Here is a 13,692-nt window from a genome sequence, read left to right on the forward strand (position 1 = left end):
TCCCCACATACGATATCAATAGCCCGTTTGCGTCCGGTGCTCCTCTTATCGAGAGGAATCTGTCCACTATCCTAGTCGGCAGATATGTTTTGCGTTGGCTCCCGGGCACGCGCAGCCAAAGGCTACAAGCGACGGTGGACGAGGTGCTGATATGCGAATATAAGCGCAACAGTGTCCACCTGGCAGTTATCGATTACCTTGGGGGGTGGTAGGTGGCCGTTGGCCGGCGCCCATGAACGATAAGGCCTTGTTTATCGTGTCGCGCACTGTCTCCGCATCAAACGGACGCGACCCATCAATGACGGATCGTAGGACGATCCAGTGGGCTGCGGTGGTTACATCGGTGCGGGTGAACCCGTAAAGTACCCGTGGGCTGCCCGGGCTACCGCCGGCAACCATGAAACCGATTTCGCCGATCTCTTTCTTCGCAGGGTGACGCCACTGCATCACGATAACGTACGAGTGCACGTCTGGGATGCCAGTAAAGCGTGCGTACTCTGACGCTTCCCATCTAAATGATACGGTGTAGTCGTATTCAATTAGAATTGGCAACACGTCGCGATGCGTGTTTTTTACGACATCATCGACCAGCGACATGATGTCCGCTTGAAGGCCCGTCCCGTCCGTCATTGCGCACAACTACATAACGTGTGCGGTATGCAGCAATCCGGAGCGTATGCGCCGGGGGCGAGCGTGCACGCGTGACGGGCTTTCAGATGTGCAATGCGCCGTGAAAGGTGCCTTGGGCGGGTCGGTCCTGGACGGGAGAGCAGGCGGGCGCCACCGGAGTAGGCAGCGCTCGCGCGTTCAGCGCTTGGCCTTGCGCTGCTTCCACCCCGGGCGTGGAGCCTGCTTCGGAGCGGGAGCCGTACTGACCGTGCGGAGGGCGGCGCGGAGCTTCTGGACGTGGGCGTAATGCGCCGTGAGGCCATGTCCCATGGCCCGCGCCGCCTCCGGGCCGATGATCCCACGCGCGGCGAGGAGCACGATGTAGGCGAGCTTCGGGCGGGACTTCATGACCCACGCGAGCAGATCCCGCGCCTCGATCTCGGACATCGGATCCGGCGTCACGAGGTCGGGGGGCGACCGGATCGCGGACATGGGGATCTCGAACCGCATCGAGGCGCGCCGCATGAGGTTCGCGGCGTGATTCCACGCCGTCTGCCGCGCGAACCCGCGAAGGGCTTGCTCGGGTTTCAGGTTGTCGGCGCCGCGGACGCGTCCCTCGTGCAGGGCCTCCCACGTCGTGGCGATCGTCTCCTGTATGAGGTCTGGGATGTACAGCTCGTCCACGCCGATCTTTCGCAGGTAACGGGTCAGCGTCGGGCGAAGCCGAACCACCTCATCCGCGTCCGCCACGACGACCGGCGCGCCGCCGCCCGCGGGTCGATGGTACCGGCTCACGGCTCACCTCCGGGGACGAGCCCGAGGAGGGCGGCGAGATCCACGCCCACGACATCGGCGACGCGCCCGGCGAAGTGGACGGAGCACGCGATCTCGGCGCGGAGGAAGCCGAGGACGTAGAGGCGGGCGTACCCCAGGGACACCGCCACCTCGCTCGTCGTGAAGGAGCACGCATAAGAGGCGAGCGCCTTGCGCACGCGGGCTTGCTGGTCGGCCGTGAGCGCGCCGGGAATGCTCGGCGGCTCGTGGTCCTGGTCGTGCTCGGTCACGAGGCGCCTCCCTTCCGCTTGGGGGGCGTCACGAGGGAGAGCGCCGGGGCCTTGCGGGGCGGCGCCTTGCCCGCGAGGGCATCGTCGACGGAGAGACCGACGGCGCGCGCGATGCTCCGCGCGAGGGCGATGTTTCCGGGCTCCGACCCGTCGCAGAACGCGAGCACGAACGAGCGGCGGAAGCTCACGAGGTGAGCGACCTTCGTCCACGTGCCGTGCTCCCGATGCAGATGACGCAGGAGGGCGCGGAGGTTCGAGCGCTGGATCTCGATGAGGTCGGCCCCGCGGAGGGGCCGATCGCGGAAGCGGGACGCGGCCATCACGACGCGCCTCCCTTCCGCCCGCAGAGGGCGCACGCGCCCGCGACGTGGGGACGACCGGAGAGGACCTGCTCGACGGGAATGCCGCCCGCCCGCGCGAGCAGCACGGCGACGGCGTAGGACGTCCCGCGGCGCATGTTGTGGAGGGCGCCGACGGCGACGCCCATCACGGACGCGAGCACGGCGCGACCGCCGTAGGCCCGGGCGATGTTGCGCTCGGCGGCCCGCATGTGGGCGCGCTCTTCGGGGGAGGGGTAGAGGGCGGGGCTCTTCCGACCAGAAGGCGGACGAGTCCCTTGGCCCCGCGGGGCGGGGTGGACTAAACGAAGCATGGGTTGCGACTCCGGACTACGGGGTTGCGGCCAAGTCGCCCCGGGGGATGCCTAAGTCCCTCGGGGCGGCGCCTTGTTCAGGCCCGCCGAACCTACGCGCCGAAATCGCTGATTTCTACGGCCGATCGCCAATCTTGATCAGTCGCGGCCTAAGTTGATCGGCACCCCTTGGCGCGAGCGTCGTTGTCCTTGGCGCGAGCGTCGTTGTCCTTGGCGCGAGTGGCAGTGTCGTATGCAGCCAAAGGATTCCGCAGCGGACGGGGGTGGCGGCCTGTCCGATGGGGGGAAGCGGCCAGTGTATCCTTTGCGGTATGCGCCTACTCGGCGCGCTCGATGGTCACGCTCACGGATCCCGACACGTCAAAGGCATCGGCTCCAGCGTCGAGCTTTCCGAGCGTGATGAGGCCGGGCGTCGGAATCGACTGGCCATCCTTGCGGTAGAAAAGGGCGACATCGTGAGCGGGCGACCAATAAGCAATGTCGCCGACCTCATACGACCGCGTCCGCGGCGCATCCTCCGAGAGCGCCCTGGGCAGGTGGGCGTACTTCTCTCGCTGAAAGAGGTCGTTCATCTCGAGCGTCAGCGGTAACAGTGAAGCGAAGTCGCTGGCGGTCCTGCTGTTATTCAAGGTCGCGGAGACGAGCCTGTCGTTGATCTTGATTCGAAGTTTCATGGCGCGGGGTTGCTCCGTTGATGTCTCGGCAGGTTGCGGCGAAGGGACTCCATGGGTCGTGCTGGCGTCAACGCCGCATGAGGCTTGAAGGAGGAACGCAACGACCACGGCACACAGGCCAGCGCTGTCGTGAGGGCTCGGATGACATTTGCCTTCATGATGTGCGGCGGTGGCAGGTTTGTCAGAATTCATGTGCGTTCCTCCCTCAGAGTCCCGTCATTCGCTCCCGTTGTTCGGGATAGCGAGCCCCTTGCACCGTGATTTCCGCGGTGGAGCCATCGATCTCGCCGAGATCGGCCTAGGTGATCGTCTGGCCGCCGTCGACGACCAGCGCGTGCCCGATCATGAAGGCCGCCGCGTCCGAGCACATCCAAACGACCGTCGCGGCGATCTCTTCGGGCCGGCCCATCCTTCCGATAGGTTCCTCGGCGATCACCTTCGAGCGACCCTCGGCGGTGACGCCGGTGTAGCGAGCCATCATCGGCGTGTCGATGTATCCGGGGCAGACGGCGTTGATGCGAACGTTCTGCGCGGCGTAGTCGAGGGCCGCCGCTCGGGTGAGGCCGATCACGCCGTGCTTCGCGGCGGTGTATGCGGGGCTGCCTTTGATGCCGATGATCCCGGCACCGGACGAAGTGTTCACGATCGCGCCGCCACCGTGCTCGAGCATTCGCGGGATCTCGTATTTCATGCACAGGAAGACACCACGAAGGTCGATGTTCATGATCCGGTCCCACTCCTCCGGTTGCATCTCCGCGGTCGGGACCAGACCTTTCGGCTCGACGCCGGCATTGTTGAACGCGAAATCCAATCGTCCGAACGCTTCGACGGTTTTGTCGAGCGCCGCCTCGACGTCCTCGGCTCGCGTGACGTCGCAGCGGACGGCGAACGCCCGTCCGCCTCGTTCCTCGATCATGCGGGCTGTTTCCTGGTTGCCCTCTTCCGACACGTCGGCGACCACGACGCTCGCACCCTCGGCGGCGAACGCCAGCGCCGCCGCGCGGCCAATGCCGCTCGCGCCCCCGGTCACGAACGCGACCTTTCCCGCGAAGCTTCTCTTCTCGTTCATCGGAACCATGACTGCATGTCTCCTTCGGCGGCTCTCTCAGGTGATTGCGTGATGTGTTCGCTTTCCTTGCCGATCGTGCATCGTCCAACGTCATCGGTTTCGGATCTGGTACCGCAGCCAGACGACGCCCCCCTCCAGCGCCTCGCTGCTCATCAGCTCGATGCTCTGCACGCGCGCACGCTGCCCCTCCTCCTCGCGTGCCGCGTCGAAGAGGCTCGGCGCGCCGGGCGCGCCGTCGATGCATGGGCAGACGAGGAGGCTCACCTCGTCCACGAGGCCGGCGCGCAGCAGGATGCCGTTGGTGATGCCACCGCCTTCGAGCAGGAGGCGCTTCACGCCGAGCTCGTGGTTCAGCGTCTCGAGCGCGAGACGAATGTCGAGCTCGGCCTTGCCGGCGAAGAAATAGGACACGCCGTCGGCGCGCAGCCCCGCGAGATGTGCATCGGAGACCTGCTCGGTGAGAACGACGACGATAGGGTCGCCGCCGATGTCCGAGCGGCCCCATGCGATCTTGCCGTGCCCGTCGAGCACGACGCCGTACGCCTTCGCATCACGCCGCGCGAACCACGGCGCACGCGGGAACGTCTCGTTGGTGTGTGTCGCGTAGGCGTCTTTTTTGGCGAACTCCTGTCCCGTGATGCGTCCGACGAGCCACGCGTCGCCGCCGAGCTCTTCGTGGAGGCGGTCGTAGAACGGCGTCGGATTCGGACGTTCCGGGCGCCATCGAGGGGGCAGCGTTCGACCATCGATGCTCGTCGACATGTGAACGATGACGTGGGGTTTCATGAGGATGGCTCGCTCACCGCAGGTTGCTGCGGAAGAAGGTGGTCAGCCGGTCGAATGGAATGCCGCAGGCCGTTGCGCGCCGCGGCGCCCATGTCGTAGCAAGCAACGTCGGTGGGTCGCGGGGGACAGCTTGATGGTCTTCATGGTCTTCGTCGTCGTTGGCGTGTCGGCCATGACCTCGTCTCCCCAGCTCTACACCTGCGACGCGGCCCCCAAGCTCGCATTGTCGATGACGAAGCGATACTTCACGTCGCTCTTCTGCATTCGCGCATAGGCTTCTTCGATTTGCTGAACGCGAATCAACTCGATGTCCGCGACGATTCCCTTCTCCGCGCAGTAGTCGAGCATCTCCTGTGTCTCGGCGATGCCGCCGATCATCGAGCCAGCGATCGTCCTGCGCTTGGAGACGAGGTGGAAGACGCTGGGCGACGGGTGGGCATGCTCCGGAACGCCCACGAGCACCAAGGCGCTGTTCCGCTTGAGCAGGCGCGTGAAGGCGTCGAGGTCGTGGCTCGTCGCGACCGTGTTCAGGATCAGGTCGAAGCTCTCCACGTGCGCGTCCATCTCGCTCGTGTTGCGCGACACGACGACCTCGTCGGCGCCGAGCGCCACGGCGGCTCTCCGCTTGGACTCCGACGTCGTGAACGCGACGGTGTGTGCGCCCATCGCGTGCGCCAGCTTGATGCCCATGTGGCCGAGCCCGCCGATGCCGACGACCCCCACCTTCTTGCCGGGCCCCGCGTTCCAGTGCCTGAGCGGAGAGTAGGTGGTGATGCCGGCGCAGAGCAGCGGAGCGACGGCCGCGAGTTGCTCCTCGTGGTGACGGATCTGGAGGACGTACTTGTCCTTGACGACGATCCGCTGGGCGTAGCCGCCGAGCGTGTGTCCGGGCGCATCGGGCGTCGCGAAGTTGTACGTGCCGGTCATGCCCGCCTCGCAATACTGCTCCAAGTCGGCCGCACAGGCCGAGCACTGGCCGCAGCTATCGACGATGCAGCCGACGCCCACCCGATCGCCGATCTTGAAGCCGGTCACGTGCGCGCCGACGGCGGACACGCGCCCCACGATCTCGTGGCCTGGCACGCAGGGGTAGAGCGTACCTGCCCACTCGCTCCGGACGGTGTGCAGGTCCGAGTGGCAGATGCCGCAGTACGCGATTTCGATCTGCACGTCGTGGTCGCCCGGCGCTCGGCGGGTGATTTCGAGCGCCTCCAGCGGCTTGTTGGCGGCGTAGGCGCCGAATGCTTTGACGGTCATGTCGTGCTCCGAGGGGCCGTGAGGTCTTCGCCGCAAGGCCGCCGCTCCGCGACCCCTTGGCTTTCAGCAACCCCAACATGCGCTCGGCGCCATCGACGGAACAGAGGTCGGTGGGTGGATGAGCCGTGAAGCTGCGCTTGACAGTGGCCGGGGCTCGCCGAGCGCGAGTACGCCTCGAGAAACGCCCTCGCGCTCGGCAACCGCCCTCAGCGCGACGGTTGGTTCTTCGCGGACGCCATGTGCAGAGCGGCGTGCTCGCGGACCGTCTCGATGAACAGGCGAAGCGGCTCGGAACGCTGCGCTCGACTTGGGTAGTAAAGAAAGAAGCCGGGAACGGATGCGGCGTAGGGTTCGAGCACGCGCCGTAGTCGCCCCGAGCGGAGCTGATCGGCGACCAGCGGTTCGAACATGTACGAGAGCCCGAGCCCCTGCTCAGCCCACTTGATGCAGAACAGACCGTCGTTCGTGACCACCGAGCCTCGAACCGGGACGCGCCAGGTCTTTCGACCGCGCTCGAACTCCCATGCGTAGAGCGAGCCCGTGGTGTCGGACCGGAACGTGAGGCACTCGTGCTGGAGGAGATCCTCGGGGCGCTGCGGAGTACCGCGCTTTTCGAGGTAGCTCGGAGCGCCGACGACGACGAAGCGAAAGGCGTCGGTGAGCCGAACGCTCACCATGTCGCGCTCGACGAACTCGCTCAGCCGGATCCCCGCGTCGTAGCCCTCGCCGACGATGTCGACGCGTCGATCTTCGAACACGAACTCGAGCTGGATGCGGGGGTGGCGCTCTCGAAACGTCGGCAGCACGGGCTCGATCACGAAAGAGAAGGCCGCCCTTGGCACGGTCAGCCGCACGCGACCCACCACCTCTCCAGGCTTCGCGGAGACCTCGTCGAGCGCCGCGCGGGCCTGCGCGAACGCCGGACCCACGAGCTCGAGCAGCCGCCGGCCGGCGTCGGTGAGGGACACGCTCCGCGTCGTCCGGGCGACGAGAACCACGCCGAGCTCCTCCTCGATCTGGCGAATGCTCTGGCTCACGGCCGAGCGCGAGATACCGAGCTCGCGAGCGCCGCCGCTGAAGCTCTTCGCGCGGGCGACGGCGAGGAACGCCTGGAGCTGCGGAAAAGGGAGCGTGTTCACGCGAGGAAGCACGCCTCACCGATGTGACATTGTCAAGGAGCGCTCAAACAGACGCGTCGGTAACAGGCTGCGCCCAATAGCCGCCTTTGCTTGGAGCGGCTCTTCGCACGGGCAGACTCGATCGCCCCGGGCCTGCTTCACGCCGGGGACGACGTCTCCGAAGCTCTCGATGGATTGCCAGATGCAAAGCTTTGAGTCCGAGCTGCGTGACCGCCCTCGCGGGACATCGACGAACTGGCGGATCCCGGAGCCGTACGACTCGTCCACGGGATGGTGATGCGCTTCCCAACCGGGGTATCCTCCGCCCATGAACAAAATCCCCCCTCGCTTTTCTCGACGCGTCGTCCTGCGTGGAGGCCTCGCGGGCCTCGCTGCGATGATGAGCCCCTCCCTGCTCGCGAGCTGCTCCTCGGAGGGCGGCGCGCCCCCTCCGCCCGCGACCGTCGGCGAGCCGCCGTTTGGCGGTCCCCCCCTCGACGGGCCCAAGCTCGTGTCGCGCATCGCGGAGATCGGGACGCTCGGCGATCCGGACGCGAATGGGGTCAAGCTGCCGCCGGGCTTCTCCGCGCGGATCGTCGCGCAAACCAACAAGAAACCCCTCGAGAGCTCCGATTACATCTGGCACATCGCGCCGGACGGCGGGGCGACGTTCCTCCTCGAAGACGGCGGTCACGTGTATGTCTCGAACTCGGAGGTCCCCATTGCCGGCGGCGTGGGCGCGCTCCGCTTCGACGCTGCGGGAAAGCTCGTGGACGCTTATCCGATCCTGAGCATGACGAACATCAACTGCGCCGGAGGGCCGACGCCCTGGGGCACGTGGCTCTCGTGCGAGGAGGCCTCGCGAGGGCGCGTCTTCGAGTGTGATCCCCGCGGCGAACACGAGGCGATCGTCCGCCCGGCCCTCGGCATCTTCAAGCACGAGGCGGCCGCGATCGATCGGGTCAAGCACCACGTCTACCTGACCGAGGACGAGGGCGACGGGTGTTTTTATCGATTCGTACCGGACAAGCTCAATCGATTCGGCTTTTCGGACCTCTCGAGCGGCAAGCTCCAGGTGGCCGAGGTCGGGATGGACGGGAGCGTGAAGTGGCTCGACGTGCCGGATCCGCTCTTCGAAGGCCTGACCCCCACGCGAAAGCAGGTCGCGAGCGCGACGCTCTTCGACGGCGGAGAGGGAATCTGGTTCCACCAGGGAATCGTGTACTTCTCGGCCAAGGGCGAGGGACGCGTGTACGCCTATGACACGATGACCGAGACGCTCGCCGTGATCTATGACGCGAAGGAAGCGGAGAACCCCATTCTGACGGGCGTCGACAACATCACCGTCTCGTGTTGCGGCGACGTCCTCGTGGCCGAGGATTCGGGGGACATGCAGATCGTGGCGATCCTGCCGAGCGGCGAGCTTCTGCCCCTCGTGCAGGTGATGGGTCACGACAAGAGCGAGATCACGGGGCCGGCCTTTGATCCTTCGGGGACGCGCCTCTACTTCAGCTCGCAGCGCGGCGATGGGAGCGGCGGCGTGACGTACGAGATCACGGGGCCGTTCCACGCGCCTGCATGACGGCAAGAGCGTCTGCGAGGGCCCGGGGGGGCGGACGTCGGACGCGGACGCGGGAGGTGGGGCGGGAGACGGGGCAGGGGTCGTGCTCCGACCGGCGGAGGTCGGGCCAGGGGGGCTTCCCCTGGCGAGCTTAACCGGTAGTATCCGCCGTGATGCACTGCCCCGAGTGCGGGACCAAGAGGAGCCCCGGCGCCGCCACCTGTGGCGCGTGCGGCTTCGTGCTGGCCACGCTCGAGCCGGCGCAGAAAGGCGCCGCCGTCGCGCGCACCATGATGGGCGTGTCGCTCTCGGACCTCGCCAAGGGCCCGAACGCAGCCCAGGAGGTCGATCCCGACGCGCCGACGCTCATCAAGCCCGGCGCGAAAGGTCCAGCGAAGCCCGTCGTCCCGCCGCCGCCCGAGAACCGCACGATCGTCGGCATGCCCGCGCTCGCGCCGTCCGGCGACGCGAAGCCCACGCCCGCGCAAGCCCCCGCGCAGACGCTGCTCGGCGTGGCCGCCCCGAAGGCCGTGGCCTCCGGCGCTTCGCCTGCCGTCAAGGCGCCGCCGCCGGCGGAGGGCACGTTGCTCGGCGTGGCGCGGCCGGGGATCGCGCCGCTCCGCGCGACGGATCCAAGCGCCGGTCCCGCGCGGGAGGGTCGCGCGCGCGAGATGCCACACGAGCTCGGCGCGACGATCGTGCCCGACGTGATGGAGCGGCTCCGCAGCGGCAACCCGCGGCCGAACGTCCGCGACAAGCTCGCGCGCAAGCGCCTCGTCCTGCCACCCGTGCAGCCACGCGGCGAGATTCCACGCGAGCGCGTGCGCAAGAACCGAAGGCGCGCGCTGCCGGTGATCGTCACGGCTGGCTTGCTCGTGGTGTTCGCCGGGATCTTCGCGGTGTTCTACACGAGCCCGCCGCCGCTCACGGCGCGCGTAAAAGCGACGCCGGAGGGGCGCGAGGCCGTGGAGATCGAGTGTCCGAGCTGCCCCGACGGCACGAAGGTGCAGATCAACGCGGCGAGCGCGGACGTGAAGAAACAGACGGCGCTCGTGACCCTGCCCGCGCCGCTCGCGCTCGGCGAGAACCGGCTCAAGGTCTCGCTCGACAGGCCCGGCAGCGGGCGCGACGAGTCCGTGGGTGTGACGGTGCACGTGAGTTATCGGCTCCGGCCCGATCTCACGGGGCTCGCCAACGAAAAACCGTCGGTGCACGTGGCCGTGGAGGCCGTGGGCGGGACGGAGATCACGATCGACGGCAAGCCCGCAGCGGTGAAGGACGGGCCCGCGGTGCACGTGATCGACGTGGCCTCGGACTGCACGGGCCCCGCCGACGAACCCGCGACCTTGAAGCGGCGCGTGCCGTACATCGTGAAGACGGAAGGCGGCACGCGTGAAGAGGGCGCGGTCGACGTCGCGGTGGGGATCGTGCCGCTGCACATCGACGCGCCGGGCGCGCGCGTGATCGTGGAGGGCGAGACGTTCGTGCTCGCGGGGCGCACGATGAAGGGCGCGGAGGTGCTCGCCGCGGGCAAGCCGATCCAGGTGTCGGCGGATGGATCGTTCGCGCAGCGGATGAGCGTGTCGTCGGTGGGATCGACGAACATCGAGGTGCGCGCGAAGGCGCCCGGGATGGCGCCGCGGATCGTGCCGATCGCGGTGCGGCGCGTGGAGAAGCTCGCGGCGGCGGCGCAGGAGTTCATGGCGGACAAACCGCTCGGCTTCACGGCGTTCGCGGCGGCGCAGGCGAGCGACGTGGGCAAGCCCGCGGTGGTGTCGGGTGAGATCGTCGACGCGCGGACGCAGAACCACCAGACGATCTTCTTGCTCGACGTGCCGGCGAAGGAGGGCTGTCCGAAGGGGCAAGGCCCTTGCCGCGTGCGACTCGTGCACGGGTTTCCGAACCCGGCGAAGGCAGGCGACGTGATCACGGCGTACGGTCAGCTCGGCAAGCCGTGGAGCGCGCCGGGCAGCAGCGTGGTGCCCGAGATCCAGGTGGCGTTCACGATGCCCGGAGAGCGGAGATGAGCATGAAGACACCGTCGCGTCTGGGGACGGCGCTCGCCGTGGTCGCAGGTTTGCTCGCGCAGCCCGCGCCCGAGAGCGCGCGCGCGGAGGGGATCGACACGACGCGGCCGTACACGGTGGTCGTGGGTCCGCCGCGGGGGCACGCGCCGAGCGAGCGGGTGGACGCGCGGCGGACGGGGCAGAGCAAGTCGCGGCTGCCGTTCCCGCCGGTCGACAAGTGGCGCAGGCACGCCGGCGGTACGATCGAGGTGCCGCCGGTCGTGGACGAGGCGGGTCGGATCTACGTGGCCATGAGCCTGCCGGAGGTGGTCGCGTACGCGCCCGACGGCAAGGAGGTCTTCCGGACGCGGCTCGGCAGCGCGCCGGCCATCGCGCCGCCGGTGCTGACGAGCGACGGGACGCTCCTGCTCGTGACGAGCGCAGGCACGGCGGTGGGCCTCGGGCGCGACGGTCGCGTGCGCTTCGCGACGCCGCTCGGGCAACGAGGCCGCGACCTCGACGTGGCGCCGCTCGCGCGTTCGGATGGAAGCGTGGTCATCGGCGGGCGAGCGCTCGTGGAGCTCGATCCGAACGGCGGCGTGCGGGCGCGGGCGAGCTTGCCGGAGCGCGCGGTGGGCGCGCTGATCGAGGGGCCGGACGGGACGATCGCGACGGGCGAGGCGGGCGGGGTGTACGTGTTCCGGCCGCCGAACCCGCCGAAGAAGGTGGGGACGTTCGGCGGGCCGCTGCGGCGCGGGGCCGCGCTCGAAGGCGGGCGGACGTTGCTCGCGGTGGTGGGCGGCAAGAGCCTCGTAGGGCTCGACCTGAAGACGGGGCTCACGCACGTGCGGGCCGGGGACGTGGGGCTCGGGACGTACGACGAGCCGGTGGCGATCCATCCGCGCGGGTTCGCGATGGTGTCGACGTCGACGGGGCTGCTCTTCGGGATCGATGCCGCAGGCAACGAGCGGCTGCGGATGGTGCTGGACAAGGGGGCGCAGCCGACGGGGCCGGATCCGGCGGCGGCGGCAGGGACCGCGGCGGCGACGGGGTTTTTTAATGCGCCGGCGGACGCACGGTCGAGCCCGGCGCTGCTCGTGGATGCCGAGGGGCGCGTGGCGTTCGCGCGGCACAATGGGCGGGTGGGGGTGGCGCGGCCGGATGGGAACGTGGCGCTCGCGAGCGAGCGGCTCTGCCCGGCGCCGGTGGCGATGCAGCCGGCAGGCGATGACAAGCTGGTCGTGGTTTGCCGCGATGGCAGCGTCTGGATGCTGGGGATCTGATTTCAGCGCGTGAAGTGGTGCCAGGTCTTCACGTTGACCTGGGAGGGCCGCTGCATGAGCTTGTGCAAGCCGTGCAGGTTCGTGGTGTTGGCATTCCACGAGGTCACGAGGGAGGCCCAGACGTTGAAGGTCGTGTACCTGCCATTGGCTCGATCGCTCGCGACGCCGCGCATCGTCTCGTAGATGTTCTTGAAGCGCATGGCCTCGCTCACGAGCAGGGCCATCGAGAGGAAGGGGAGCGAGAGGGTGTTCCAGCTCGTCCCCGTGTGCCCATCGAAGGCGGTGATGGCGTCGACGAGCGTCTGCCGGGTGATCGCCGCACCCTTCGCGGTCGTGCTCACGTGCGCATAGTTCACCGACATGGTGAGGCGGGTGTTGTACGTCGAGGGGGCCTGGTCGTGGAAGGCGAACACGTGGTTCGCCGCGTTCTTGAAGCCGACCAGATAAAGATCACTCTGGCGCAGGTAGAGGACGCAGCTCGGGCCGGTCAGCCCATCCTTGACGGTAATGGTGTGCTGCTGGGTGGAGGAGGTGTCGCAAAACCGGTACCCGGCGTGGCTGGTCTTCGTGAGCGAATGCCACATCGCCATGTGACTGGAATGGTAGTTCGAGATGTCGAGGTCGTAGTTGGCCATCGCGGGGCGTCCTCCGAGGAGCGCGAAATGGAGAGGGGGGGATGCCAGGCTACCCGACGCTCGTGGCGGCTGGCAAGATGCGCGCTCAGGCGATCGGGATTCGACAGACGAACCGCGCGCCGCCGCCGTCGGCGCGCTCCAGGGTGAGCGCGCCGCCGTGGCGCCGGGCGATGTCGCTCGAGATGGAGAGCCCGAGGCCCGTGCCCTGGCCGCGGGGTTTGGTGGTGAAGAAGGGCTCGAAGATGCGGCTCGCGAGGTCGTCGGGGACACCCGGGCCATTGTCGCTGACGGCGACGAGGGCCGCGCCGCCGTCGCGCCGGGCCTCGATGAGGATGCGCGGCGTCGGTTTGTCGGGCCGGCCGTCGGTTTCGAGGGCCTGAAGGGCATTGACGAGCAGGTTCATGCAGACCTGGCTCATCTCGCCCGAGCGGCAGAGGACCTCGGGCACGTCGCCGTACCGTTTTTCGACCTCGATGCCGGCGTCGCGCAGGCGGCGGCCGAGCAGGACGAGGGTCTCCTCGATGCCGGCGACGAGGTCCGTGGGCACGACCTCGCCGGGCGTCCGGGAAAAACTCTTGAGGTTGCCGACGATGCGGACCGCGCGGTCGCTGGCGCGGCGGAGCAGGTGCGAGATGCCGATGAGGTCTTCGAGGGCGGCGTCGACGTCGAGCTCTTTCATGGTGCGTTCGAGCTCGAGCCGCCGCGCAGGAGAGAGCTCGGGCAAGGCCGCGCCCGCGGTCCCAGGCGCGCTGATAAAAGGAGACGCCAAACGCGAAGAGAATGCCGAGGCAGATCTGCATGGCGGCGTCGGCGAGGGTCCAGGCGGCGCGGCCGGGTCGGGCATAAAAGACGCCGATGGTGATGAAGGCCGACCAGACGGTGAAGTTCAGGTAGGAGAGGGTGCTCGGCAGGGCCTCGGCCTGGGCGAGGGCGCGCTCGTGAAGGGCGCGGTCGCCGGTCGGGCCGGCGGCGAGGGCG

General features: G+C 68.2%; 15 protein-coding genes. 3 read left to right on the plus strand and 12 right to left on the minus strand.

Annotated elements, in window-relative coordinates:
* Positions 1–186: 186 nt before the first annotated feature.
* The 10 genes from POL67_RS14725 to POL67_RS14770 all read right to left on the minus strand — a co-directional run bounded on the left by POL67_RS14725 (position 187) and on the right by POL67_RS14770 (position 7,250).
* Entirely contained in the window at positions 187–630 is a 444-nt protein-coding gene (locus POL67_RS14725; RefSeq protein ID WP_271917987.1) for a hypothetical protein, read from the minus strand.
* Between the two features lie 177 nt (positions 631–807).
* Positions 808–1,404, minus strand: coding sequence for an RNA polymerase sigma factor (locus tag POL67_RS14730; protein WP_271917988.1), 597 nt, complete (start codon positions 1,402–1,404; stop codon positions 808–810).
* A complete protein-coding gene (locus POL67_RS14735; RefSeq protein ID WP_271917989.1) occupies positions 1,401–1,673 on the minus strand; it encodes a hypothetical protein in 273 nt (90 codons plus the stop codon). Before POL67_RS14735 ends, POL67_RS14730 begins: the two co-directional genes overlap by 4 nt.
* On the minus strand, positions 1,670–1,996 hold the full coding sequence (locus POL67_RS14740) for a hypothetical protein (RefSeq protein WP_271917990.1): 327 nt from the start codon (positions 1,994–1,996) through the stop codon (positions 1,670–1,672). Before POL67_RS14740 ends, POL67_RS14735 begins: the two co-directional genes overlap by 4 nt.
* On the minus strand, positions 1,993–2,223 hold the full coding sequence (locus tag POL67_RS14745; protein ID WP_271917991.1) for a hypothetical protein: 231 nt from the start codon (positions 2,221–2,223) through the stop codon (positions 1,993–1,995). Before POL67_RS14745 ends, POL67_RS14740 begins: the two co-directional genes overlap by 4 nt.
* A 419-nt stretch (positions 2,224–2,642) precedes the next feature.
* Positions 2,643–3,191 carry a cyclophilin-like fold protein gene (locus POL67_RS14750; RefSeq protein ID WP_271917992.1) on the minus strand — a complete coding sequence of 183 codons (549 nt, stop codon included), beginning with the start codon at positions 3,189–3,191 and terminating at the stop codon, positions 2,643–2,645.
* Between the two features lie 106 nt (positions 3,192–3,297).
* Positions 3,298–4,077: an SDR family oxidoreductase gene (locus POL67_RS14755; RefSeq protein ID WP_308789531.1), complete on the minus strand. Its 780-nt coding sequence runs from the start codon at positions 4,075–4,077 to the stop codon at positions 3,298–3,300.
* A gap of 81 nt (positions 4,078–4,158) precedes the next feature.
* Complete coding sequence (locus POL67_RS14760) at positions 4,159–4,854, minus strand: dihydrofolate reductase family protein (RefSeq protein WP_271917994.1); 696 nt, start codon at positions 4,852–4,854, stop codon at positions 4,159–4,161.
* A 192-nt stretch (positions 4,855–5,046) separates the two neighbouring features.
* Positions 5,047–6,111: an NAD(P)-dependent alcohol dehydrogenase gene (locus tag POL67_RS14765; protein ID WP_271917995.1), complete on the minus strand. Its 1,065-nt coding sequence runs from the start codon at positions 6,109–6,111 to the stop codon at positions 5,047–5,049.
* A 206-nt stretch (positions 6,112–6,317) separates the two neighbouring features.
* Positions 6,318–7,250 (minus strand): LysR family transcriptional regulator, encoded by a 933-nt coding sequence (locus POL67_RS14770; RefSeq protein WP_271917996.1) that lies wholly within the window; start codon positions 7,248–7,250, stop codon positions 6,318–6,320.
* Between the two features lie 307 nt (positions 7,251–7,557).
* Between POL67_RS14770 and POL67_RS14775 the strand changes: the two genes are divergently transcribed.
* The 3 genes from POL67_RS14775 (at position 7,558) to POL67_RS14785 (ending at position 12,079) form a co-directional block, all read left to right on the plus strand.
* Positions 7,558–8,811: an alkaline phosphatase PhoX gene (locus POL67_RS14775; RefSeq protein WP_271917997.1), complete on the plus strand. Its 1,254-nt coding sequence runs from the start codon at positions 7,558–7,560 to the stop codon at positions 8,809–8,811.
* 149 nt (positions 8,812–8,960) lie between these two features.
* On the plus strand, positions 8,961–10,817 hold the full coding sequence (locus POL67_RS14780) for a zinc ribbon domain-containing protein (RefSeq protein WP_271917998.1): 1,857 nt from the start codon (positions 8,961–8,963) through the stop codon (positions 10,815–10,817).
* Positions 10,818–10,819: 2 nt separating this feature from the next.
* The gene (locus POL67_RS14785; protein WP_271917999.1) at positions 10,820–12,079 is read left to right on the plus strand and encodes an outer membrane protein assembly factor BamB family protein; all 1,260 of its coding nucleotides are present in this window, start codon (positions 10,820–10,822) and stop codon (positions 12,077–12,079) included.
* Between the two features lie 2 nt (positions 12,080–12,081).
* Here the strand turns inward: POL67_RS14785 and POL67_RS14790 are convergent, their stop codons facing one another.
* Both POL67_RS14790 and POL67_RS14795 read right to left on the minus strand, forming a co-directional pair.
* Positions 12,082–12,714 carry a ribosome-inactivating family protein gene (locus tag POL67_RS14790; protein ID WP_271918000.1) on the minus strand — a complete coding sequence of 211 codons (633 nt, stop codon included), beginning with the start codon at positions 12,712–12,714 and terminating at the stop codon, positions 12,082–12,084.
* Between the two features lie 85 nt (positions 12,715–12,799).
* Positions 12,800–13,438, minus strand: coding sequence for a sensor histidine kinase (locus tag POL67_RS14795; protein ID WP_271918001.1), 639 nt, complete (start codon positions 13,436–13,438; stop codon positions 12,800–12,802).
* Between the last annotated feature and the right edge of the window lie 254 nt (positions 13,439–13,692).

Source organism: Polyangium mundeleinium (genome assembly GCF_028369105.1).
In the GTDB taxonomy this organism is placed as follows: Bacteria; Myxococcota_A; Polyangia; order Polyangiales; family Polyangiaceae; genus Polyangium; species Polyangium mundeleinium.

Excerpts from the sequence above, each read along its gene's own strand:
- POL67_RS14745 (WP_271917991.1), bottom strand. The coding sequence starts at position 2,223 with ATGCGGGCCGCCGAGCGCAACATCGCCCGGGCCTACGGCGGTCGCGCC.
- POL67_RS14760 (WP_271917994.1), bottom strand. The coding sequence starts at position 4,854 with ATGAAACCCCACGTCATCGTTCACATGTCGACGAGCATCGATGGTCGA.
- POL67_RS14755 (WP_308789531.1), bottom strand. The coding sequence starts at position 4,077 with ATGGTTCCGATGAACGAGAAGAGAAGCTTCGCGGGAAAGGTCGCGTTC.
- POL67_RS14765 (WP_271917995.1), bottom strand. The coding sequence starts at position 6,111 with ATGACCGTCAAAGCATTCGGCGCCTACGCCGCCAACAAGCCGCTGGAG.
- POL67_RS14785 (WP_271917999.1), top strand. The coding sequence starts at position 10,820 with ATGAAGACACCGTCGCGTCTGGGGACGGCGCTCGCCGTGGTCGCAGGT.
- POL67_RS14790 (WP_271918000.1), bottom strand. The coding sequence starts at position 12,714 with ATGGCCAACTACGACCTCGACATCTCGAACTACCATTCCAGTCACATG.
- POL67_RS14750 (WP_271917992.1), bottom strand. The coding sequence starts at position 3,191 with ATGAATTCTGACAAACCTGCCACCGCCGCACATCATGAAGGCAAATGT.
- POL67_RS14725 (WP_271917987.1), bottom strand. The coding sequence starts at position 630 with ATGACGGACGGGACGGGCCTTCAAGCGGACATCATGTCGCTGGTCGAT.
- POL67_RS14775 (WP_271917997.1), top strand. The coding sequence starts at position 7,558 with ATGAACAAAATCCCCCCTCGCTTTTCTCGACGCGTCGTCCTGCGTGGA.